The organism is Methanothermobacter sp. CaT2 (assembly GCF_000828575.1).
GTDB lineage: Archaea > Methanobacteriota > Methanobacteria > Methanobacteriales > Methanothermobacteraceae > Methanothermobacter.
The window spans coordinates 363659-386078 of sequence record NZ_AP011952.1; the positions used below are offsets into that span (position 1 = coordinate 363659).

The 22420-nt window shown below is 48.5% G+C and carries 14 protein-coding genes; 4 read left to right on the plus strand and 10 right to left on the minus strand.

All coding sequences use genetic code 11. From position 1 onward, the window contains the following. A complete protein-coding gene (locus tag MTCT_RS01970; protein WP_048175298.1) occupies positions 1–1242 on the minus strand; it encodes a putative PEP-binding protein in 1242 nt (413 codons plus the stop codon). A gap of 459 nt (positions 1243–1701) precedes the next feature. Between MTCT_RS01970 and csx16 the strand changes: the two genes are divergently transcribed. Together csx16 and MTCT_RS01985 are read left to right on the plus strand one after the other, a co-directional pair. Continuing rightward, positions 1702–2049, plus strand: a complete 348-nt coding sequence (gene csx16, locus MTCT_RS09340) for a CRISPR-associated protein Csx16 (protein ID WP_048175300.1) — start codon at positions 1702–1704, stop codon at positions 2047–2049. A gap of 89 nt (positions 2050–2138) precedes the next feature. Next, the gene (locus MTCT_RS01985; protein WP_147299761.1) at positions 2139–2999 is read left to right on the plus strand and encodes a hypothetical protein; all 861 of its coding nucleotides are present in this window, start codon (positions 2139–2141) and stop codon (positions 2997–2999) included. A 112-nt stretch (positions 3000–3111) separates the two neighbouring features. On the opposite strand, the gene MTCT_RS01990 is transcribed toward MTCT_RS01985, so the two are convergent. From MTCT_RS01990 to MTCT_RS02005, 4 genes are all read right to left on the minus strand, one after another. Continuing rightward, entirely contained in the window at positions 3112–3549 is a 438-nt protein-coding gene (locus MTCT_RS01990) for a DUF86 domain-containing protein (protein ID WP_048176521.1), read from the minus strand. Further along, complete coding sequence (locus MTCT_RS01995; protein ID WP_048175302.1) at positions 3542–3955, minus strand: nucleotidyltransferase domain-containing protein; 414 nt, start codon at positions 3953–3955, stop codon at positions 3542–3544. Before MTCT_RS01995 ends, MTCT_RS01990 begins: the two co-directional genes overlap by 8 nt. 201 nt (positions 3956–4156) lie before the next feature. Then, the gene (locus MTCT_RS02000) at positions 4157–4969 is read right to left on the minus strand and encodes a DUF368 domain-containing protein (RefSeq protein WP_173402645.1); all 813 of its coding nucleotides are present in this window, start codon (positions 4967–4969) and stop codon (positions 4157–4159) included. A gap of 142 nt (positions 4970–5111) precedes the next feature. Then, complete coding sequence (locus MTCT_RS02005) at positions 5112–5981, minus strand: nuclease-related domain-containing protein (protein ID WP_048175304.1); 870 nt, start codon at positions 5979–5981, stop codon at positions 5112–5114. A 507-nt stretch (positions 5982–6488) separates the two neighbouring features. On the opposite strand from MTCT_RS02005, the gene MTCT_RS09345 reads away from it, so the two are divergent. Then, entirely contained in the window at positions 6489–6650 is a 162-nt protein-coding gene (locus MTCT_RS09345) for a hypothetical protein (protein ID WP_010876106.1), read from the plus strand. Positions 6651–7351: 701 nt separating this feature from the next. On the opposite strand, the gene MTCT_RS02010 is transcribed toward MTCT_RS09345, so the two are convergent. Both MTCT_RS02010 and MTCT_RS02015 read right to left on the minus strand, forming a co-directional pair. Beyond that, positions 7352–9022 (minus strand): sensor histidine kinase, encoded by a 1671-nt coding sequence (locus tag MTCT_RS02010; RefSeq protein ID WP_048175305.1) that lies wholly within the window; start codon positions 9020–9022, stop codon positions 7352–7354. 94 nt (positions 9023–9116) lie between these two features. Then, a complete protein-coding gene (locus MTCT_RS02015) occupies positions 9117–9803 on the minus strand; it encodes a DUF169 domain-containing protein (RefSeq protein ID WP_048175306.1) in 687 nt (228 codons plus the stop codon). Positions 9804–9855: 52 nt separating this feature from the next. Here MTCT_RS02015 and MTCT_RS02020 point away from each other — a divergent pair, with 52 nt between their 5' ends. Next, the gene (locus MTCT_RS02020; RefSeq protein ID WP_048175307.1) at positions 9856–10176 is read left to right on the plus strand and encodes a zinc-ribbon domain-containing protein; all 321 of its coding nucleotides are present in this window, start codon (positions 9856–9858) and stop codon (positions 10174–10176) included. A 4-nt stretch (positions 10177–10180) separates the two neighbouring features. Here the strand turns inward: MTCT_RS02020 and MTCT_RS02025 are convergent, their stop codons facing one another. The 3 genes from MTCT_RS02025 to MTCT_RS02035 form a co-directional block, all read right to left on the minus strand. Continuing rightward, positions 10181–18967: a carboxypeptidase regulatory-like domain-containing protein gene (locus MTCT_RS02025; RefSeq protein ID WP_048175308.1), complete on the minus strand. Its 8787-nt coding sequence runs from the start codon at positions 18965–18967 to the stop codon at positions 10181–10183. Between the two features lie 198 nt (positions 18968–19165). After that, positions 19166–19588 (minus strand): YkvA family protein, encoded by a 423-nt coding sequence (locus tag MTCT_RS02030; protein WP_231855331.1) that lies wholly within the window; start codon positions 19586–19588, stop codon positions 19166–19168. Between the two features lie 23 nt (positions 19589–19611). Next, complete coding sequence (locus MTCT_RS02035; RefSeq protein ID WP_048175309.1) at positions 19612–22365, minus strand: ATP-dependent DNA helicase; 2754 nt, start codon at positions 22363–22365, stop codon at positions 19612–19614. Positions 22366–22420 lie beyond the last annotated feature (55 nt).

Consider the following 22420-nt stretch of genomic DNA (forward strand, 5'->3'; position numbering starts at 1 on the left):
CTATTCCACCCTTCCAGCGCCCCTGAGCATCAGGGACCTTTCTATCCTGGCTATGAAGTACTTCATCCTCAGGATCTTGTCCGGGCTTGTGGATACACCGTCAACACCCATCTCAACAAGTCTCCTGACTAGCATGTAACTGGTTGCAGCGTATCCAGCGGCATAGACATTCACACCACCCTCATGACAGGCTCCTATAACATCTCCCACCAGTCCAAGCACTGCAGGGTGTGAGAGGTTAAAGAGGCCGGCCACGCGGGTGCTTCTGCGGTCAACTGCAAGGCTGCACATTGTGAGGTCACTCATGCCAAGGGATATGAAATCAGCGCCAGCGGCCAGGAGTTCATCAATCTGGAGGGCCACCGATGGTGTCTCCACTGATGCCCCGACCACTATATCCCTGTGGGGCGTGATTCCTGACTCCTCCAGGAGTTCAACTGCAGTCACGTACTCATCCATGTCCCTGAGAAATGGGAACTTAAGCTGGAGGTTCCTGTAACCAGAATCCAGGAGGTTCCCAAGGGCCTCGAATTCAGCCATCAGGATCTCAGGTTCCATCAGGTCCCTTGTTATAGCCCTCATTCCAAGGAACGGGTTCCTCTCACAGGCTTCGAAGGAGCCCCTTAGATTTGTGAGCTCATCAACAGGGATATCGAAGGTCCTGAATATGACGGGTTTCGGGTGAAAGGCCTCAAGTATCTCCCTGAGCCCCTTCTCAAGGACTCCTGCCAGTTTTCCCTCTCTCAGGAGGAGGTGGGGGTGTTTCCCGGTCTCTATCACCATATTTTCTATCCTTACTGAGCCGACACCGTCTGCGAATTCAGCCACCTTTGGTGCCAGCCAGGGAAAGTTGAGGTTTACCATGACATCGGTGGCTGTCTCATGGAAACCGGGGGTATCCTCAGCCTTCACCCAGTCCATCACCCCGCGGTAGATCCCCCCTGTTTTTCCATCAACCGTTACTATCATACCTTCACGGAGGACCTCGGTGGCAACCTCTGTTCCAAGGACACAGGGTATGCCAAGCTCCCGGAGGGTTATCGCGGCGTGACTTGTGAGGCCGCCGTAGTTTGCTATGACAGCGCCTGCCCTCCGGATCTCAGGTAGCATGTCCCGGGATATCTTCCTGAAAACAGCCACCTCTCCCCATTCAAGGTTCCTCGCGTCCTCGAGGTTCCGTATTATGCGGACCCTTCCACTGCTCCTGCCTGCACCCGCACCAATACCCCTCAGAATCTGCATGAATATATATCTGTTTCATCACAGTAAAATAATCTTTTCAGTATGGTGAGGTTTCTTCTACTTTTTTGTTCACGTGAGCGCTGACATCTTTGATCCCTGCATGGCAAAGGGTTTCTTCTGATTTTTTCAGAGTGGATTCCTGGATTGATCACTGCCTGATGATGAAGGTGAGGTATGACCACGTGTGCTCTGTTGACATGTATGTTGTCTCCCTTCTGCTGCAGAAATCCCTTTCAGTATTTAAGTGTTTCGGTTTTTTTGGGTGTGTTTGTGTTGTTTTTCTGGTCTTTTTGGGTCTGTGTTTTGTTTTTTGTTATTTTTTGTGTTTGTTTGAGTACTTCGAGTCTTTTCTGGGTCTGTGCGTCTTTGCGGTGGTTTTGTTTGTGTTTCTGGGTTTGTTGGTGGTGTTTGAACTTGTTGTATATAGTGAGGAGAAACAATTCTATCCGAGGTGATTTTATGTGTAATGAAATGGATGATGGTAGAATATATATTATTACGAGGCACCAGAGTACTGTGGACTGGATACTGGCTAAACTGAATGGTAAGGGCCTTGACCGGGACGTCTTCGTGACTGGTCATCTTAGTAATGAGATGATGCTGAGGATGAGAAAAGGCGATATTGTTTACGGTATTCTCCCTATCCACCTGATCCGGAGGTTACTCCGTAAGGGTGTTGAGTACTTCCATGTGGTTCTCCCTCATGTCCCGTATGAGCTTCGTGGTAAGGAGCTGACTCTGAAACAGGTTAAGGAGTTTGGTGGTCAGATCTGGAAGATTGACGATATTAAATGTTTTAAGGTTTGATGAATAATGGTTCGAATTAATGGATTACCTCTTTTTGGAGTTATCGGTGAGTTATGGGATTATTTATGGTTGATGAAGCTTTTGTTTAGGTGGAGCTGTTAAAGATGGTAGATTTAGAAAGACAGAATAAGTTACCTGACGGCGTTTATGTCATGTCAGATATTGATGATGAAACGGCTGATGTACTGGTGGAGCTGGTTAATGAGTATGAATATGAACACCTGTTTGATAAGGAATCAGTTAATGATGGATGGAAACGTTTCACTGAGGCATTCTATGATGATAATAAGGAGAGGCTGTGTGATACGGCATTTAATTATGTTATAGATGGTATGCCCGATGATGGGATTAGAGAGGTTTTTACTAGGACCTACCAGGATAACAGGGAGTACATTATTTCATCCTTCAGGTATGATGAAGACTTTATTGCATATTTTGATGCAGATTATATGGATCTTGATCTGAGTAATGTGGATTTAGGGGATTTTGATCCTCTAATGGTCAGGTCATGGTTTATTGATATGTTGCTACCTGTTGCACTGTATATCACTGAGGTCATGGTTGATTTTTCTTATGATCTGGAGTCATATTGTAGCGTCTACGCCTTTACGGTTGAGGACGGTGAGATTGTTGATGTGGAGTTCAATGAACGGTTTATTGATGGTGAAGGTATGATGGACCTATCAGAGCGCAGCCTCTTAGAGAAACTGGATGAAATAAAGAACCCCTTCGACATGAACAGGAGAATAAGAGAGATCTGCAGCACAGATGTGGGGCGGGAAGAGGCACTCAGAAGGTCTTATTTCTTTGATTGTGTTGATCGTGAGGTCAAGGTGGATATCCTGAAGTACACCTTTGATTTCCTCTGCCGGCTGGCACCCGATGAGACAGCCTCATATTACATATCAAAGGCAAGAGATCACATGTTTGAGATTTACCAGATAGAATGATTCTCTGGCGCTGAAAAAACGCAGATAAATGGAGGTGTTGCAGAATAAGAGGTGGTTGCCAGCATATTCAGGATCTCTAAATTGGATCATCATGATCCTGTTGAAAGGCCTCTCATTCAGATTTTCTGGAGGATCTGGCTTCAATGAAACTTAAAATATACTCTGAATAGAGGTCGAAGTCTTCAAGGCGGTTTGCAAGGAACTCTGCAATTAGGGCAGGGTCAACATCCGTATACATGTGGAGAAGAATGTTTCTCAGACCAGCAGCTTCAGAGAATCGCTCTGCAAATTCATGTGGAAGTATTCTGTGCTTTTCAAGGATCTCAATGATGTCTCTGTAGGTCTCGGGTTTTTCAAGATCCTCCATTGAGATAATAATCTCCCCAGTATCCAGAGCAGATTCAATGGCGAGCTGGAGGTTTCTCTCAATTGCAGATCTCAGGAGGTAGTCCTCTGAAAGTTCTTTTTCTGATGCCCTGTGTTCTTTAAGGAACTCAACATAGGAGTTCATGATCTTTATTCTATTGGCGACCCTCTCAATATCATTCATGGCTGTCATCTCTCCTTTCAATGTACCTGGATACCCATCTCCTGTCATAGTATCTTCTATCCAGGTACCTTGAGAGTATGTAGTGTTCAAAGTCAACCTTCACGGACTTATTTTCAATTAAAGGCTTTCTAGACTTTATTATTTCATAATTAAGATTTACGGGAGCATCATTCATTATTACAAGGTCAATCCTGTCAGATTTGAGCAGAGATGTAAGTTCTGATATTAATTCAAGTTTCACCTTGGACCTTTCAACCCTATCCAGATCATCATCAAGGAGTACTCCGATGTCAATGTCACTTAGAGGTCCTCCACTTTCAGATGCCACCGAACCGAAGAGGTAAGCCATCTTAACCTGAGCCTTATCTTTAAAGTAGCGCCTCAGCATCTCCATGACATCTTTCATGTGATTCCATTAAGGCCGATGCCATATACAATTTTCGTCGTGAGCACCTAGATAGACTCTGTGGCTGCAGTAATCGGATGTTGATATGGCTGTTAATTAGAATAAATGATATGGCTCTTTATTCTCTATTTAAGAAGTTTTTCGTGGAGAAATGTAAACCTCTATCTGCATTCAGTTACTGAAAAAGTAGAACTGGAGGATTCAGTAGTCAATGTAGTCAAAGCGGCTCTCAAGTATCATAACGATTGCAAAGCCAGTGATGGCTATTACAGCCGATATTATGATTGAGTAGGTATCAACCATTGATATCTTGTTGTAGGGCAGCCTGAGGGTGCCTATCATGAGCCCCACAAGGAATGACATGGTGATGGCCTCATGGTTCCTGAGGAGGTAGTCAAGGACCCTCGAGAAGCTCATTATACCTATTGCCGCACCTGCAATGAAGGTCACAATTTCAACTATGGCCAGCCTGTTAAGAACCCCGAGCATGTACTCGTACTGGTTCAGGAGAAGGAGAAGGAAGGCTCCTGATATACCTGGCAGTATCATGGCGCATATCGCCACAAAACCTGATATGAAGATCACTGGCAGGGTATGGTTTGCCTGTATAGGGTTAAGGCCCACAAAGAGGTAGGCGAAGATCAAGCCTGCTCCACCGGCTGCAAGATTCTTAACCGAAAGGCCATTGATCTTCTGGTAGACTATGTATGCCGATGCAAGTATGAGACCTGAGAAGAAGGCGTAGGTGTATGCGACGTAGTTTGTTATGAAGAAGAGTATGATCTTGGACAGCGTCAGCATGGCGAATGCTATACCTGTGAGGAGTGGTATGAAGAGTTCAAAGTCAACCTCATCCCTCATGGATTCCCGGGCACCTGCAAGGTCACCCCTGAGGAGTGGCTTTATGAATCCAAATTTTATGCTGCTTATCGCATGCACCAGCCTCTCATATATACCTGTTATGAGTGCTATGGTCCCTCCTGAGACCCCGGGCATCACATCCGCGCTTCCCATGAAAAGTCCGCGAAGGAATATTGCCAGAAAACTCCTGAATTTTTCATAGTAATCCATCAGAATCCTCCATCCCTGGAATTGAAGAAGATATTTATGACCTTCAAGCATATAAAGATGTGGTATTTCAGTAGTCGGGCCTCAGTCACCAGACCTCTGAGGAGTGCTTCCTCAGAACCTTGACTATACTGTTCACCTTACCCTCACCGAGCATGAGACGGCTTCTTGATATGTGGTCGGGGATCTGGCAGGGCTTCATTATCAGGCAGTATTCGTCATCCTCGATGATGGTGCAGGAGCTGTTGATGAATGCCACAATTGCATTTACCCATGAGACGTAGATGTCCTCTGATTCCAGGAACTCCTTGAGTGTGGCGGCATTTCTCTTTGCCTGGATGGATGGTGATCTTATCTCCTCCTTCCTGAGGTCGTCATCCAGGAACCAGCGGTCACCCCTCACTATATAGTTTCCTGAGTAGGATTTTGTCTCGATCACATAGACCCCTGTGGGCCCCACAACAACGTGATCGATGTTTCCGTGGGCACCTGGAAGGTGAACGTCGTTGAAGATGTGATATCCCTGGGGGAGCCTTCTGAGGCAGCTGGCCACTATGAGTTCACCCACATAACCCTTTGTCCAGCCCATACCCCTCATTTCACCCGTCCTCATGATTGCAAGGGACAGTAACATGATGGTAGGTCCGGCCAGGACCAGGATTATGGCCCATTTAAGGCCCGTGATTAGAAGCAGTATGCCTGAGGCAAAGGTGATGGCAGCCAGAGGGAGGGTCCAGTGCCCCACACCTGAGAGCCTCCAGTACCTCTCAGCCTTCTTCTGGGTGTGGGTCCTCTTAAAGGATTCTGGAACACTCTTTGTCAGGTTACGGTACTCGTTGAGGCTGTTAACGTAGAGTAGAAGTGACCCGCACTCGTCGCACATGTAGAATACCCAGAATTCCTCTTCAGAGTTGATCTGCCAGTAGTGGTTACAGTTCTCACATATGAGGTAGGCCATGATATCACTTAAAGACGATTTCCATTCTTAGTTATCGGAGGAGTTCATTATATCTTTTTCCGTGGGGGCTGTTTTGTGATTACATAACAATATGCTTGATGCATGATAAAGGCGCAGGTTCTAAAGGGTGATACTGGTCATGAAATCTGGGTGAGGATATAGAGAGTTTCTGTTTAATCCTCTGGTTCATGGACTGGTAGTTGTGTACTTGATAGATCTCTATGTAATCTTCAGAGTGAGAACATTACTGAGAACATTCCGATATACTGATCTTTAGGTAATTCTATGAGAGGTACCCAACCGTGTCATATCGGCTCCATGCAGAATCTCGCCTTTATTTTTTCCTGCGACTATTGCCATCCCATGATTTTGTTTCTCTTTAGCAATCCTGCAGTCATCCTTTAAACCTGGTTTTGCATCAGAACTGGAGAGCAGAAGGGAAAACGGCCCCATATTCTAAAGTTTTATAAGTGCCGGAGACCAAGTTTATGTAAGGGGTGTAATCTTATGGTTGGAAGGAGACCTGGAGGAGGACTTAAAGACACGAAACCCGTTGTTGTCAGACTCTACCCTGATGAAATAGAGGCCCTTAAAAGCAGAGTTCCGGCAAATACAAGCATGAGTGCCTACATCCGCAGGATAATCCTCAATCACCTGGAAGATGATTAACAACTATTTTTTAATTAGTAATATCATAATTCTATCCATCATTTAATTTTATCTGGAGGCATTGCAATCGGTGAAGGTGCTGTAACGTGGTGATGTATATCCTCTGATGGTCCTGACAGGGACTCCAGCACACCATTTCTGATAGGTGTGAACTTAAAGTAAAGTCCGTCATGGATTCGTATCACACCTTCAGTTCGACCTTTTCATCTTTGCAGGGTAAAGTTGTGCGGGAATGGGGTAATTAAACCATTCAGTATATATGGTGCTGGTGATTTACACCCATTTGAGACCATTTTCATTTTTCATGCTAAACTCAGAATAACCTTCGTTAAACGATAATATTACGAAGGTAAATATTTCTTCTCATGTCGCGGAGGTAGAGGGAGTATATGTTTATCAGAACACATTGCTGACATACCCTGTTCACCCTCGCGAGAGGAGTATTTATCTATCAGAGAATCTGAATGACGAGTTCTGTTTCATTTAGGGGTCCTTCAGGTGGCAGGGTGTTTTTCTGATTCTTATGTAACAGACATCCATGTAACAGTTACATAAGAATTTTTCAGGGCCCAGCAAAACTCCTCCATCATAGCAAAAAATCCTGGAGACGCTTTAAGAATTATCCTTCAGTCCTTGATTTACATGGTTATTCGCCATGGAGTACCACTTCCAGCAGTGCGCCATTTCTACCTTGCTGTACCCTAATGTTCCGCAGGGAAGCTTATCCTGAACTCAGTGCCATGATCCCGTCTGATGGTGAGGGTTCCATCCAGCTGGGCGGTGAGTATACTCACCAGGCTGAGACCCAGGGTATCAGTGTTCTCAGGCTCAATATCCTCAGGTAAACCAACACCATCATCAGCAACCACCAGCGAAACCTCATCATCATGGGATCTGATCCTCACGGTCACGGTGCCGGTCCCGTCAGGGAAGGCGTACTTGACACTGTTTGTCACAAGCTCATTGATTATGAGGCCAAGGGGTATCGCGGTGTCAATATCCGGTTTTATGTCATCAACTTCAATAACCTTCATTATACCGGTCCCATGGGCTATGATTATATCATCCACCAGCCTCTCTACATAGTCCCTGAAGTTGATGCTGGCAAGGGACTCTGAACGGTAGAGGTGCTCATGTATCATTGCCATAACCTTTATGCGTCCCTGGCTTTCCATCAGCACATCGCGGACCTCTTCACCCTCTGTTCCGAGACTCTGGAGGTTCAGGAGACTTGATATTATCTGGAGGTTGTTCTTGACGCGGTGGTGCACCTCCCTTAAGAGGATCTCCTTCTCACTGAGGGATCTCCGGAGATTCTCCTCAGCCTCCTTGATTTCCGTGATATCCACCATGGAGGTCACGCTTTTCGTGGTACCCGGGATCATGTCCACTATCATCTGCATGTGCCTGACTTCACCATGCCGGTTTTGAAATCTGAAGGTGTACCTCCTCGGTGCGAGGCTCGGGTCCCTTATTCGGAGTTTATGATACTCCGTCATCCTTTCAAGGTCCTCGTCCACCACGAACTCGGTCCAGCTCTTTTTCCCCTCTATCTCATCCCCTGAGTAGCCGCTCAGTCTCTCAAATTCTCTGTTGGCAAGGATTATGGTGGTGTCCTCATCCACTATGGTGGTCGCAGCCCCGGTGTTCTCGAATATGGTCCTGTAGAGTTTTTCCTTCTCCTCGAGTTCCTCTTGAAGATGTTTTTCCTTTGTGCGGTCCTCATAAACTGCTACCACCTCACCTGAGGGTAATCTGTACACGAAGTTTTCCCTCCATCCACTTATTCTCTCGTCACGGTACTGTGTGAGGGGGTAGTGCTCAGGATTCCCTGTCCTGTATACTCTCCTGAGGACATCAAGGAGTCCGAACTCCTCCACACCTGGAAAGACCTCAGTCACCCTTTTTCCAAGGACCTCCTCCCTCTTAACATTCTCAGTCTCCTCAGCGGCCCTGTTGAAGTCAGTGAATATGAAATCCTCACCATCATTCACGGCCTCGTAGACTGCAACACAGGTATTGATATTCTCAAAGAGTTCTCTGTAGCGTTCCTCCTCCAGAACAGGTCTCCTGATGATAAAGTCCATACACGCCTTGATTTCCTCTGTTCCCGCTGGCTTTTCAAGGCATCCATGGGGGCAGGTTACAACAACGTTCTCATCAAGGTCCAGGAGGTACATGAATGGCACCCTGATGTCGCATGAAGCCCACCAGCTGACCCTATCAGGGGTTGTGTATATCAGTACAGAGTCGGCCTCGGCGGCTCCTTCAATGGTGTCACTGACGGTCACCTCAACTCCGGGGGAGCCGAGCTTCTCAGGGAGATCAGAGACATCAACTTCAGCGTCCCTTACGAGGAGAATCCTGAGCATTCCTCACACGCCCTCCATGGTCTTCAGTGGGATTCACATACCTATTAAGTTAATTGTGATTCTGTGTTCAGGGATGATGGGTTCCCTGTTTCCATCACTCCTCCCTGAAGGACCTCCTGGTTCTCATCTCCTCTAGGTTTGAGACTATCCTTGGAAGGTCGCCTGCTGGTATGCTCACCATAACGTCCTCGTCCCTGATCTCCATGTGCCTCCTTGACCCTGTGTCGCCGAAGCCATAGGTTACCTTACCTGTGAGATATGGGAGTGCAGCCATTGAACTGCATATGGGGCCTGAGTCAGCCCCCAGTCCATGTGAACCGGAATCGTAGGCATTGGCGTGGAGTATCTCCATTGCCTGCCTGGCATTGCATATTATGAATATGACGTCCGGTTCAAATTCAGCCCTTCCGAGTGGTGCGAATATCAGGGCCCTGAATATGCCAGGTTCAATGTTAAGATTGTTTCTCCAGGAGCGCTGGACTGCAGGTATGTCCCGGTAGACTCCCATGGCCGTGAGGAATGCCCCGCTTCTCATACTGGCCGGGAACTCTTTCGCGTCCCTTAACCCTGTGTATCTTGCACCCCCCATACATTCCTCCTCATCTGCAGTTGCATAGAAAACCTCCCCCTTCATGGCCTTCTCAAGCTTCTTGCAGAACCTTGATTTACCTTCCTCCCTTTCGATGTCCTGTGGCGCCCTCACTGACCACCTTATGGCCACAGGTTCATTCTCGAGCTTCAAAAGTTCCCTGAACCTTTCACCCATTGCTCTGTAATCCATTTTAGCACCTCCTAATGATTATTTTATCTATTTTCGGATATATTTTATCAAAATGGCGGGTGCTCCAAAAAAATTTTTTGACAGGATTGAAAGGGATGCATTCCTTGAACAGGCAAGGGAATTCAGGGATTATGACTATGACAGCCTTGATAAGGTAGGGAAGGCGCTTCTTGTAATGGATAACACCCATCCATGGACCGTTATGAGGGCATCTGAAATTCTTGAATGGATTGAATCCGGCGCATACAGTGAGATCATGGAGAGACGCACCAGAGATCTGGAAACAGGTTTTAACTGTCCCAAATGTGGAACAACCCTCAATGGTGATGAGAACTTCTGTGGAATGTGCGGATCGAAGTTATGGTGCCGATGAACCATCATTTATTCATTTTCCTGATTGCAGAGTATAAACCTGCAATAAGAACTGATACAAGGAGGCCCGCCAGGAGCCAGGTGTAATCAACCACCTTTTTCTGTCCCCCGGGGACGGCAGTCATGTTGATGACGCTTTCAGCGATGCTTCCGCCTGCTGAAACAGGTCCGGCACTTAAACGGCTTATCTGTTCTATGAATACTCCGCCGGGGGTTACACCGGTCCCTCCCGGCGTCGCAGCTGCTTTTATTGTGAATACTATCAGTGAATAGACTATGTTAACACCATCACTTGCCCTTATTATCATGTAGTAGGTTCCAGGTGCAGTGACCGGTCCACCGGTATATGGATCACCGTTGAGGATTGAAATCCATGATTCAAGGTTATCATCACTGACGGTTATCACGGGTCTGACCGTGCCAGTGTAGACGCCACCGTTCCTCACCCCGGTGACCGTTATAACAGGAGGGGTTGCGTCGTGCCTGTATGAGGAACCGAATCCATCAACAAAGCAACTGAAGGATTTCATCATCCCTGGAACTGCTTCCCCTATCCATTCTGAACCTGAAAGTGGCTCCATATTCTCATCAAGGACCTCAAGAATTATTCTGTAACTTCCACTATCAACGCCGTATAACTGGATCCGGAATTCTCCTTCAATCATCGGGAGAACTATTGCCTGGGGTTCGCTGTAGGGGCTGTTGTAGAAGGCCTCAGCTCCAAAATCATTTACAATACCCTTCAATGGATCATATCCTATTCTCCTGCCGTCAGGTGCTGTTATAAGGAGCGTAACCGGAGAAAATGCTCCTATATGGATGTAGGTGGGGCTCGCGGTGGCCGGACTCTTGATGAGTGGAAGTAGCAGTGACAGATCTCTGCTTGAAGAGAACAGGTCAGGTATGATATTTGATGCATGTCCTCTGTAATCTGCTGCAAGACCAGAATACACTCCAAGGAGGTAATCGAGTCTGGCGGGGTCGGTCCCCGCTATAAGTGATGGCCATCTCTTCAGTATCTTTACCATCTCCGTCCTTGTCTCAAAGAAATCAGAGGCGGTTGAATAGCAGAGTCCTGAGGCCATTGAAATCAGTGAGTAGTCCCATGGTGTTTTCTGGGCATGGTATTTCAGGGCCTCAATTAACCCCTCCCTTACCTGGATGAACTGGTTGCTGGCGTCGGCAATGTATTTTGCTGTCCATGCCTGTGAACGGAAGTCAAAGATTTTCAGATAGCTGACCACCTTCTCGAGGACCTTCATGATAAGAACTGCGGGCATGGCAGGTGTCTTCATGAGAACGTCATTGACCTCATCCTTCAGGAGGCTGAGACCCTGTTCAATATAGAATCTCAGGATGAGACCTGATATCTCTGACATGATGGAGCTTTCGTCCCATGTCAGGAGCTCTGTGAGGGCCTCCCTCGTGTCCCCTGAGGTGTAATCCCTGATTAACACGAGCTGGGGCCTGTATGTATCTGCGACTTCAAGCTGCCACATGAGAGTGAAGATATACTCCACCATGTCCTTCTGGAATTGAAGGCTTTTATCCACAACATCCAGGACACTAAGAACATCTGAGAGGGCGTTTTTTTCTGTTCCCCCCGGGATAACCTTGAGCCACTTATTTATCTTGATGTATGCATCATTCAGGACATTTACACCCGTCAGGGTAGTGCTGAAGGTGTTCAGCAACTTATCATAATATCCGGGTACATGGATCTGGTAAACTCCGCTTCCAATGGCCCTGGCGATGGAGGCCCTTATGACATCATCAGCATCCGGAGCTCCAGGGATCTGTCCGAATGTTGCTATCAGCCAGCTGTAGTATGCTATATCTGAAAGTATTGATGATGCGGCGTCTGTAACATAATCAACCTGGGCCTGGTCGATGAGAGAAAGACCAGTTAAGGTAAGGCTCTCATAAAAGGATTTTCTGAGTGCCCCAAGGAATACAATATTCCTGATATCCGGATTGGAAACCTCATAGTATTTCCCATTGACGTATTTTACAACATCTATTTCAAGTAGCTGGCCGTAGATGGAGGAAAGGTAGGCTGGTGACCCCAGGTAGGCGGGTTTTCCACCATTATAGCCGGGACCCCATACAAGGAATATCTGATACTTTTCTCCATTGTAGAATATCTCTTCCCATACCGTCGGGTAACCCCTGGCGGTGGTGAATGTCCAGGTGTATGGTTCCATTGACGGCAGAATTTTTCCATACACCGTCCTTATATCCGGGCCTATGTAACCCGTGAACAGCTTTAAACCCCCAAGTTCAGTTGAGGGTTTGAAGTATGCGCAGTTCAGGGATTCAATGTAACCTGCTGTTCCATTGACAGTGAAGCCATCCTTCATGATATGGAATACATCCTCTGAGATGCTTGAGGGGTCCATGGGGACGTTGAAGTACGCCCTTATGGTGTAATTCAGGGGTACAGAGACGGCTCCATCCTCCGGTGTTGTGTAATCAACTATTGTCTTTAAGAACTCCAGGCTGGAGATTCTTGATGATACTGAGACTGTTGAATTCTGCGGGACACTGTTCTGGAACCAGTTGACTGTTTCCCATACAAATACCACGCTCAGGTGGCTTTTATCCAGGTCATCAGGTATTTTAACAATATACTGTTTCCAGGTCTTCCTGTCTGCCCCGATTGCAGAGGTTTTAGCCGTGTCAAGAATCCCGCTCCGGGTACCCCATGGGGCTTCATGCCGCGCATAGAGGATGGGTGATGGTTGCAGGCTGCAGAGCTTATCAAAGCCTGCTATGGCTTTAAGGTCATCTTCGACCAGTTTGAAGCCCCGACCATCGTTGAAGTATACGAGAACTGCGCCACCCCAGCCCCAGTAGACACTGGTTTTCACGCTAACATCTGTCATCCATAATGAGAGAAAATCAGCGTCATGGGAATCCATGAAGGGCGTCTCGGCGACTGTGAATGATAGCTGTCCTCCCATTGGCAGGATATAGTTACCTGAACGGGTACTGAACCTTGATAGAAGGCTGCGATCAGGTCCATTCATGTCACAGTATCCATAAATCGAACCGTCACCCATGAATCCTGTTGAGTTATCATATACCACACGGTGATTGTGTGATGCTGAGTACTCAATTAAATCAGGGCTGTAGAGACCATCGGATATGATGTTCTCAAGGGGTACAGGAACCGGTTCAATATGGTAGAATCCTGTGTTAAGTGTCCATGAGAGTCCATGACCATCAACGACATGGAAGTTTATGGTGTGCGGTCCCTGCTGGAATCCTGATTTTACATTGTAGATAACGGTACACCTGTAGGGGACAATGTCCATTATTACGGTCGGATCTGTGTTTATGGTCACACCATCAATTTCAAGTTTGAAGGAAGCAAATCCTCTATCAGAGTTCTCCTGAACATCAAAGGATACTGTGAGGGTTTCATTTTCCCCGCTGCCGGTCATGTTCATATACCTTTCTGTGATATCAGGGGGGCCTGTTATGCTTGAGAAGGAAAGTTCTCGTGTTGCATTGTTACCTGCCCTGTCAGAGACCCTCACGGTCACGGTATGAGTGCCCTGAGGTAGGAATCCATGATCACGGGGGCTGTATGTCACCTGAACGGATGCAAGGGAGGCCATGTAATTATATCCATAGGGTGTATTGCCCTCCAGGATATCGGCGTAAACATGCTGTGAGTAGATAAGGTTTTCAGTTATACTGTGCCCATCCAGGAGGACCTCAAGGTTCCAGGGGGTGAGTTCAGGGTACCGTACTGAATGGTACAGGAGGTATCCCCTTGAAAACCCTGAGAAGGAATCTGAAATACTGAACGTGATTACCTGAGCCGGTCTCACTGTTGAACCTGGCACAGGGAGACTGAAGGCGATTTCAGGTGCTACCCTATCAACAGTCAGGGCGTACTTCCTCAGAGCGGTGTTACCAAGCCGATCGGTGACGTTTAGGGTGATATTGTATTTACCATCTTGTGGCACAGAGAGTGTCACACGAAAGAGGCTCCCATCCCCCATCCATGAGATAATGTTACCAGCTGATGCTGTGGCCTTGAGACTCAATATTCCTGAAAGGTCCTGTAGAAGGCCCGTTATCTCAATGAGCCCTGTGTTCCATACTTCCTTCACATCTGCGATTACCTCCGGCCCTGTCCTATCAATCAGAGTCGTGGCACTCAAAGTGGGGGTTCTGGCGTGATCCCTGGCATAACCTGTGACCCTGAAATTTATTGGACCGTCTGGAGGGACGCGCGAACCCAGAGAATCCCTGATAAAACCATCCCAGTACCCATCTATCCTCTCAGTGAATAAACCAAGGTTGAGGGAATAATTATAATCATCGAAACTTACAATCACCTCAAGGGGTTCGCTGATATCTGCAGTTATATGCATGGACTGTCTTCCCGGGGAGAAGGCTGGAGTTACATTCAGATTGCTGATCTGGGGGTTCATTGTTGAGATGAATATCTGCCAGTTCCTGTACCCCTCAAGTCCCTGATCATCAACGGCCACCACACTGAGGCTGTGCCATCCATGGCTGATCTCTGTAATGCTGGCCCTCAGCTGCCAGTTACCGTAACTTCCAGTTAATGTTGTCTGCAGTGGAAGTCCATCCATGTAGATCCGGGATAGCTCTGAGAGACCGTTACCGGGATCATTACTGACGTTCACGGTCACATCAATACCGGAGGGCATCCTGTAGAATGAACCATCAGCCGGCTTCACGGATGTAACCCTGGGAGGGCTGTCTGTTATGGGGTAATAGGTGAAGTTCCATCTCTCCAGAAGCTCACCTGGCACCCTGACCTCTGCGGTGTACTGACCACCGCTCAGAATGACTGATGGTGTGAATATGAGCCACTCACCGTCCCAGGCACCTGTCCCTGGCACTTCGCCCTGTTTACTGTAAAGCTTAATGCTGGCACCGGTGGCGCCTGGCCTTGCACCGAAAAGCAGGGCGCTGACATTGAAGGGCCTGTTGAGGATTGATCCCGGGAGGGGGTTTCTCCCGAGGATGTGCGTAATGAAGTATATGTCGATGTTGAGGTGCTGACCGTTCAGCAGGTTGAAGTCGCGTATTTCCTCGGAGCCATTGACGCACGCCTGGAGCCAGTGCCATCCCGGGATGATGTCCCTGAACTCAAAGTATCCACCCACTGTTGAGAGGGATATGCTATCATCAAGGGTGACTGTCCCTTCAAGAAGACCTGCCCAGCACCTGAGGGTCCCTGAGACAGAGGATTCCATCAGCGGCTGGAGGGTAACATCAACGGGTCGGTTCTCACCTATCTGGAGAGTCCCGACCCAGAAATCATCTAAGGGAACATACCCGTCCTTTATGAAATCAAGGCTGTAATAATATTCAATGGGTTGCAGTGAAGTGAAACTGTAGGCGCCGTCCTCATCGGTGAGGGTGGTTATACTGTAGGACTCATACTCCCCGGCAAAGTAAATCAGGGTCACAAGCACACCCTCAAGGGGATCTCCTGTGGATTCATCGGTCACGGTTCCATGTATTCCTGAGAATGGTCCGTACCTGAGTATGAAATCCTCGTTCACAGCGTCTCCATCCAGGTTCACCATCCTGTATTCATCTAGATAGAATGGAGAGAATGGATAGGATACCCTGACGTTATATTCGCCCTGACCCGGCGCCTGAAGCTGGTACCTTCCATCATTAAGGGCTGCCGTTGATACGAGTTCAGTGTAATTATAGAGTTCAATGGTGGCCCCTGATGCTGGAATGATATTATCAGGCACCATGCGATTCACATATCCGTAGATGGAGTTTTTCATAAGGAGGGTGAAGTTTGCCCCTGTGATGGTATCAGGAGCCACAGTGGCGCCCACACTGTATGTGGCTATGTAACGTGTGTCACTGGGAGTGAAGGTGTAGCTACCTGCTGGTAAATCGAACCTGTAATAACCTGATGAATCAGTGGATGTGGATACGCTGCTAAAGCCCGGTCTTGAAGCCACAACAGGGACACCCTCGAGGGGTGAATCAAAGAAGTCCCTCACATAACCTTCAACTCTACCTGTCAGGGATGATTCAGTTTCAAGGACGAAAACACCATCAAAGGGTAAATCCTGGGGGGTCATATCCCTTTCAAGGGTATTATAGCCATCCTTTGAGATGATGATTTTCATGAGGTTTGCTGTAATGGAATAGGATCTGAATTCCCCGGTGGAATTGGTGCTGAAGGTGTTGATGGAGGGTGTGTTACCGTTCAGGTACCGGATCTCAACACGTGCACCTGTAATGGGGACGCCACCGGCATCGGTTACCCTGCCCTGTATGGGACGTGAAGCAGTTCTTGGTACAAGTATGATGTCCACGGTGAGGTTCTGGTTCTCCTCCAGGACATAATAATATCCATCCCAGTCAAAGTAGTTATAATCGTAACACATCACATCCCAGTACTCGTCCGGGGGGACGTTATTCAGCACTCCCGTCCCCTCAGGGGATGTGGTGAGAGTGAAGCCATCCCCGCCGCCTGATACATAGAGTGTGGTGGAGACAGGGTTGCCTTTATTGTCGCTCACCGTGAAGGTTATATTTGATGACCAGGGTTCAAGGTACCAGTCATATACACTGACACCCTCATCGATTATCATCCAGGTTTCAATGCCCCTGTAATGGGATAAAAAGATCTCAAGGGTACCTGTGAGTCCTGAGACCATCTCAGGGAAATTTTTTGTGGAAAGGTTATAGAATCCGGTGCCATCCGTTGTGGCGGAGATACTGGTCCAGCCCGGATGACTTGATGGCCAGAAGTAGACCCTTGCACCCGATAACGGATTTCCGCTGATGTCATATACGTGACCCTGGAGGGTGGCTGGTAGCCCCTTCCTGATGAGTTCTATCAGGATTTGCTCTGAACTTCCGCCTGTAATGTTAACTGTGAGGTTTGCTGGCACATAACCCCTGAAGAGGGTGGTTATCATCCATTCACCATCAGGGAGATGCAGAAAATCTGCGGTTCCGTTTGAGGTGGTTATTCTCTGAAGGTATCCGGGTCCCTGAAGATTTACCATGACTCCTGGAAGTGGTGTACCGTTTCTGTCCGTGACCGTGATATTCAGGTGTCCATCATAGAACTCCATGACGATATCATGGATGTTATCCTCTGATGAGTTCAGCCCTAAAATCCGGGTGAAGGGGCGGTAGAACCAGTGTTCAGCCCTTAAGAGGTACAGACCATCATCTGATTCAGGTATGTTATAGAAGAGGTAACCCTCATCACCATCTTCTCCATAGAGATCCCCGTACATCAGCTGCTCTGAACCATTGATAAGGTAGGACAGTTTCAGGGTGGCAAAGACCATATTATCGTCAGGGTCGGTGATGCGTCCCCTGAGGGTGGTGACCCTTTCAAGGTCAACATCATACACCATCATACCCTCGGGAAGTACGACGGATCCATGATGGTCCCTGTAATTATAGCCCTGTATGTCTACTTCGACAGGGGTCCCGGATACAAGTGCAGGGTGTTCTGTGCTCGTGAAGCAGTAATAACCATTCTCATCTGTAACTGTGTAGAGTGTGAGCGGATAGACCCAGACGGTTACCTGGGCATTCGCAACGGGTTCTCCTGTCCTGGCATCGGTGACGTGGCCCTCCAGACCGGAGGGTAACCCCATCCTTATCATGGTTACTGTATGATCACTGAATTCCTCTGTGCTATTCAGGGTCTCATGGTATTCCGCGTATGACACCTTTGAAGCTGTCAGGTGGATTTCACCCTCCTCAACCGCAAAGGTGGCGTTTCCATAAGGACCATACATCTCCCGGTAGATCTCATCGTTCATAACTGAAAAGTATACATCATCAAGGGGGGAGCCATCCGTGCCGACTGCGGTGACACGGAGGACCGCCTTCTCTGAGAGTTCAATGTCCTTTACGTTAACCTCAGATGCATTGAGGGTTATATTATCAAAGTATTCATGGTAGCCGTAGGTGTTAACACCAACGGCCCTTACATCGCTGACCGTGTCCTCATGGATTTCAGCAATGTAGTAACCTGAACTGTCAGTAAATACGGTCAGTTCATCATAAAGCCCGTATTCATCCTCACAGTAAATATGGACTGGTAAGGATGATGCTACTGTCATCGGGGCCTTCACGGTGCCGCTGAGGATTGTGAGGCGCTCCATCTCACAGTCTAAACGGACAGCATCATCAGGGCCCATGAAAACCACCACAGCAGCATCATATAACATGTCACCGCTGAACATGACCCTGAGGAGGGTCTGACCTTCAAGTTCACCATCGAGATTGGAGGTGTACCTCCCCTCTGAATCTGTGACGGTGTCTGTAAGCGTGTTATAATCAGAATCAAGTACATAAACATCTACACAGGGAATGGGGGTTCCCATCCTATCGGTGACCTCCCCGTAGATGGAGCTCTTCTTCCTGAGTTCAAAGTTAATGGTTACAGGTTCATCAATATCAACTTCAGCGGTTTCCGGGATGTAATCAGGTGCTGTGACAAGCATCGTGTACAGTCCCTGTGTTAGGGTTAGACTGTAATGACCATTCTCATCAGTCAGGGTTTCAGCCACCGTGTTACCGTCCTGCAGTGCAGAAACTGTGGCCCCACTGACAGGATCCCCCATCCAGGTGGTCACATTCCCCGAAGGGTCTATAAAATCAGTTTCAGCGGAATATGGTGAGCTGTTACCGTAATCAGAGAGATCCGGGTCCGGTCCAGGATCATCTGGCGGACCATCAGTTGCATATACAGATCCAGGGATTATAAAAAGGATCAGGCATGTGAAAAGCAGGGCCCTCATGTTAAAAGTTCTGGATACGATTTAAATCCCCCCACATGAGTTATAGGAATAACCCAGTGGGCTCAGGGGCCTGTTATAAAATAAAAACCTGAGTTACAAAAATAACCCATCCTAATTTAGTGTATTATTCTCTGTATCTCTTCATATATAAAATTGTTCATGAGAGAACCTTATTAAAAAACTGAGGGGATGTGGAGCTCATCTGAGACCCGTATACTCAAGGACACTGGACCTCTTATCACCCAGTATCTCAGAGGTCCTGGAGATGCATTCCTCCACCACTGATTCAAGATCCTCGTCGCCGCTCCAGTACTCCTCAAGGAACCTGTAGCCCATCCTGCCTGCAAGCTCATCAATAACCACGGAGCAGAGGTAGACGTCATCTATGTAGCCATGGGGGCCAAATATCTCCTCGGGTATTATATCATTTGGGGCCACAAGGTAGCCCATGGCTGCGCAGATCATCAGCCGGTCCTCTCTCTCTATATCCCTGCTCTGGAGGAGGTCTGATAGTAGCCTGAAGAGGTCAGGGGCGTAGTCAACTATCCTCTCATAATCTCCCCGGTAACTGTTGAGGTTCTCGCGGAGTATATCATAGAAGTCTGTGAATTCCATATTCATATTATCATCCTGCGCCATAGAAATCAGTCCCCCACACCACAGAAGGTCCTGAACACGCACCTGCTGCAGAAGGGGTTCTTCCGTGGCTCGAAGCATTCATCCCTTATCCTTGCGACGGTTTCAGCGATCCTCTCCTTAACCCTGAATTCAGGGTCGGAGTCAAAGGATATCCTCATGGAGTCCTTTATAGCATAGGCGGAGAGACTGTCGAACCTGTACCTCCCCCTTAGTGCGTATTCATAGGTCCGGAGCTGGTACTCAAGGGCCATCCTCTCAACACCGCCGTGCTCACGGGCCTTGAAGTCAACGAGTTCCAGTCCACCATCCCGGGTCCTGATTATCAGGTCTGTTCTCCCCTCGATTATTATGTCATCATCGGGTATGGAGAAGGGCTCCTCCACCGATATGACCTCCTCTGTGTGGTCCCGGCTGTCGTGGTAGTAGTTGAGGAGGTCCCTCTCAAGGCGCCTCTTTTTGACATCATCGTCTCTCCCCATGGGTATCCAGCACCTTTCAACGATTCTCCTTATGAGGGCCCCGTTTATCTCCTCCGAGTTCTTCATGGCCAGGTGGAGCTCCTCAAGGCACCTGTGCAGTATGATCCCATAGCGCTGCATGAAGGTTTCGGGGTAGACGAAGCCGTAGTGGTATATGAGCATGTACCTGAAGGGGCACTCCTCGTAGGTGAAGAGGGCCGAGAAGTTGATCCTGAGGGGCTCCTCACTCCACTCCCTCGTGAGGCATCTGCTGACAGATGTGCAGTTACACTCGTAGATGCCGCACTTCTCCCTGAGGTCTGTGATGAAGGGCGATATTCCAACCTTTCTGGTGTTGATCCGGGGGGCCGTTGATATGATTAGGGCGTCCTGGGCCCTGGTCATTGCAACGTAGAAGAGTCGCCGGTCCTCATCAGGTACCTCCCCGGGTGATAGCAGGAGTTCCCTGGGTATGGGTATGATGTCCCTCCCCTTACGCCTTTTAACAGGGAACCTGCCGTTTATGACCGAACAGATGAAGACAACAGGAAACTCGAGGCCCTTTGCCTGGTGAACCGTCATGATCTTCACCGACGCCGGGTCCTCCAGGGCTGCCTCGTCGTGGTGGAGGTGGCTGGGTAGGAGGTAGAGGTACCATAACAGGTCCTGTATCCTTGCCCCGGGCTTTATGGCCTCGTATCTATCTATCAGTGAGCTTAACTTTGCGAGGTTGAATATTTTAGCCCTGCTACTGTCACTCCCATCCTCTATGAGCCTCCTGAGGTACCCTGTAACCTCAAGTATCCTGTAGAATGTCTTGAGCACTGTCAGTGATCCCTCCCCAACCTCATGGCGTATCCTGTTGAGGCCCAGGATCTTCTCTGCATCCTCCCCGTGTACACCGATTTCCTCGAGTTCCCCCCTTGATGTGAAGTCCGAGAGTCTGCAGTTCCTGTCAAGGGACTCGAGGGCCCGGAGGGTTTCACCGGTGAGGTCCAGGAATTCGCCCCTGAACCTTGATATGTTCCACCAGCCATTCCACTTACTGAATTTTCCTCCATAGTCCGGTGGGTCCACGTAGGCGAGGAAGTAGAGCATGCTCCTCACCTCATACCTTTTGAGGAAGGAGCCGTCTCCACGCACTATGTAGGGTATGCCCTCCCTCCTGAGCTCTGCAAGGACCTTATCTGCGTGGTTGCGGACGCTCCTGAAGAGGAGTGCGATGTATCCGTATTCAGGTATCTTGCCGGTGGCTTTCAGTTTCTTTATTAGTGATACTATGTTCCTGGCCTCTGAGTTAACGTCCCTGCTCTTCAGTATAACAACGTCGGTCCCGCCGTCCCTTACCGGTTTGATGGTCTTCTCGTAGTGTCTCTCGCCCCTCATGAAGCTGTCTGCAGTCAGGACTATCCCTGCCCGGGACCTGAAGTTGTCCTCGAGGGTGACCACCTCTGCGTCGTACTCTTCACGGAACCTTATGAAGTTCTCTGGTGTGGCTCCCCTGAAGCCGTAGATGCTCTGGTCCTCATCCCCCACCACGCAGATGCTGGAGTTCCTCCCTGCTATCCTCCGGAATATCAGCTCCTGTATGGGGCTTGTATCCTGGTACTCGTCTATCATTATGTACCTGTACCTCTTCCTTACGGATTCGAGTACCCTCTCGCTGGAGTTCAGGAGGAGGTAGACCTCCTTTTCAAGGCCAGGGAAGTCTATCTTCTTCTGCTCCCTGAGGAGTTCAAGGTAGCGGGCATAGCACCCGGCGATGCCCTGGTATTTTTCCCTGTCAGGATATTTCCTCCGGAGGGCGTCTATGAGCTCCCCGGGTTCAATGCAGTTTTCGGTGCATCTGTTGAAGAATTCTATGGCCCTGTGAACCTCACCCATCTTCATGTAGCGGTTCAATCCTATTTTATAGAACACCGTTCTGAGGAAAATGAGCTGGGATTCCTCGTCGAGGATCTCGAATCCGCCCCCGAGTTCGTGTTCCTCGGGGTGGTCCCTCAGCACCTTGCTGCAGAATGAGTGTATGGTGGATATCTGCATGAGCTCGGCGTCCAGTCCCACACATTTTATGAGCCTCGCCTTCAGTTCACCGGCTGCCTTCTCTGTGAAGGTTATGACGAGTATGTTCTCGGGGCTGACGCCCCTTCTCTTGACGAGGTATGCGACCCTTTCAACGAGTACACGGGTCTTTCCGGCCCCGGGTCCCGCCACAACTACCAGCGGCCCCTCCGTCTTCTTAACAGCCATCTTCTGCTTCTCTGTACATGCCTCGCCCTTCCTGCAGAGTGAACCCGTCATGATGAACCCCTAGTGATATCGGTGTGAATAGATTAGATTGACGGGAATATTAATG

What these genes read in the sequence shown, in the direction of transcription:
- MTCT_RS01970 (WP_048175298.1), bottom strand. Translation starts at nt 1,242, where the DNA reads ATGCAGATTCTGAGGGGTATTGGTGCGGGTGCAGGCAGGAGCAGTGGA.
- csx16 (WP_048175300.1), top strand. Translation starts at nt 1,702, where the DNA reads ATGTGTAATGAAATGGATGATGGTAGAATATATATTATTACGAGGCAC.
- MTCT_RS01990 (WP_048176521.1), bottom strand. Translation starts at nt 3,549, where the DNA reads ATGAATGATATTGAGAGGGTCGCCAATAGAATAAAGATCATGAACTCC.
- MTCT_RS01995 (WP_048175302.1), bottom strand. Translation starts at nt 3,955, where the DNA reads ATGAAAGATGTCATGGAGATGCTGAGGCGCTACTTTAAAGATAAGGCT.
- MTCT_RS02000 (WP_173402645.1), bottom strand. Translation starts at nt 4,969, where the DNA reads ATGGGAAGCGCGGATGTGATGCCCGGGGTCTCAGGAGGGACCATAGCA.
- MTCT_RS02005 (WP_048175304.1), bottom strand. Translation starts at nt 5,981, where the DNA reads ATGGCCTACCTCATATGTGAGAACTGTAACCACTACTGGCAGATCAAC.
- MTCT_RS09345 (WP_010876106.1), top strand. Translation starts at nt 6,489, where the DNA reads ATGGTTGGAAGGAGACCTGGAGGAGGACTTAAAGACACGAAACCCGTT.
- MTCT_RS02010 (WP_048175305.1), bottom strand. Translation starts at nt 9,022, where the DNA reads ATGCTCAGGATTCTCCTCGTAAGGGACGCTGAAGTTGATGTCTCTGAT.
- MTCT_RS02015 (WP_048175306.1), bottom strand. Translation starts at nt 9,803, where the DNA reads ATGGATTACAGAGCAATGGGTGAAAGGTTCAGGGAACTTTTGAAGCTC.
- MTCT_RS02020 (WP_048175307.1), top strand. Translation starts at nt 9,856, where the DNA reads ATGGCGGGTGCTCCAAAAAAATTTTTTGACAGGATTGAAAGGGATGCA.
- MTCT_RS02025 (WP_048175308.1), bottom strand. Translation starts at nt 18,967, where the DNA reads ATGAGGGCCCTGCTTTTCACATGCCTGATCCTTTTTATAATCCCTGGA.
- MTCT_RS02030 (WP_231855331.1), bottom strand. Translation starts at nt 19,588, where the DNA reads ATGAATATGGAATTCACAGACTTCTATGATATACTCCGCGAGAACCTC.
- MTCT_RS02035 (WP_048175309.1), bottom strand. Translation starts at nt 22,365, where the DNA reads ATGACGGGTTCACTCTGCAGGAAGGGCGAGGCATGTACAGAGAAGCAG.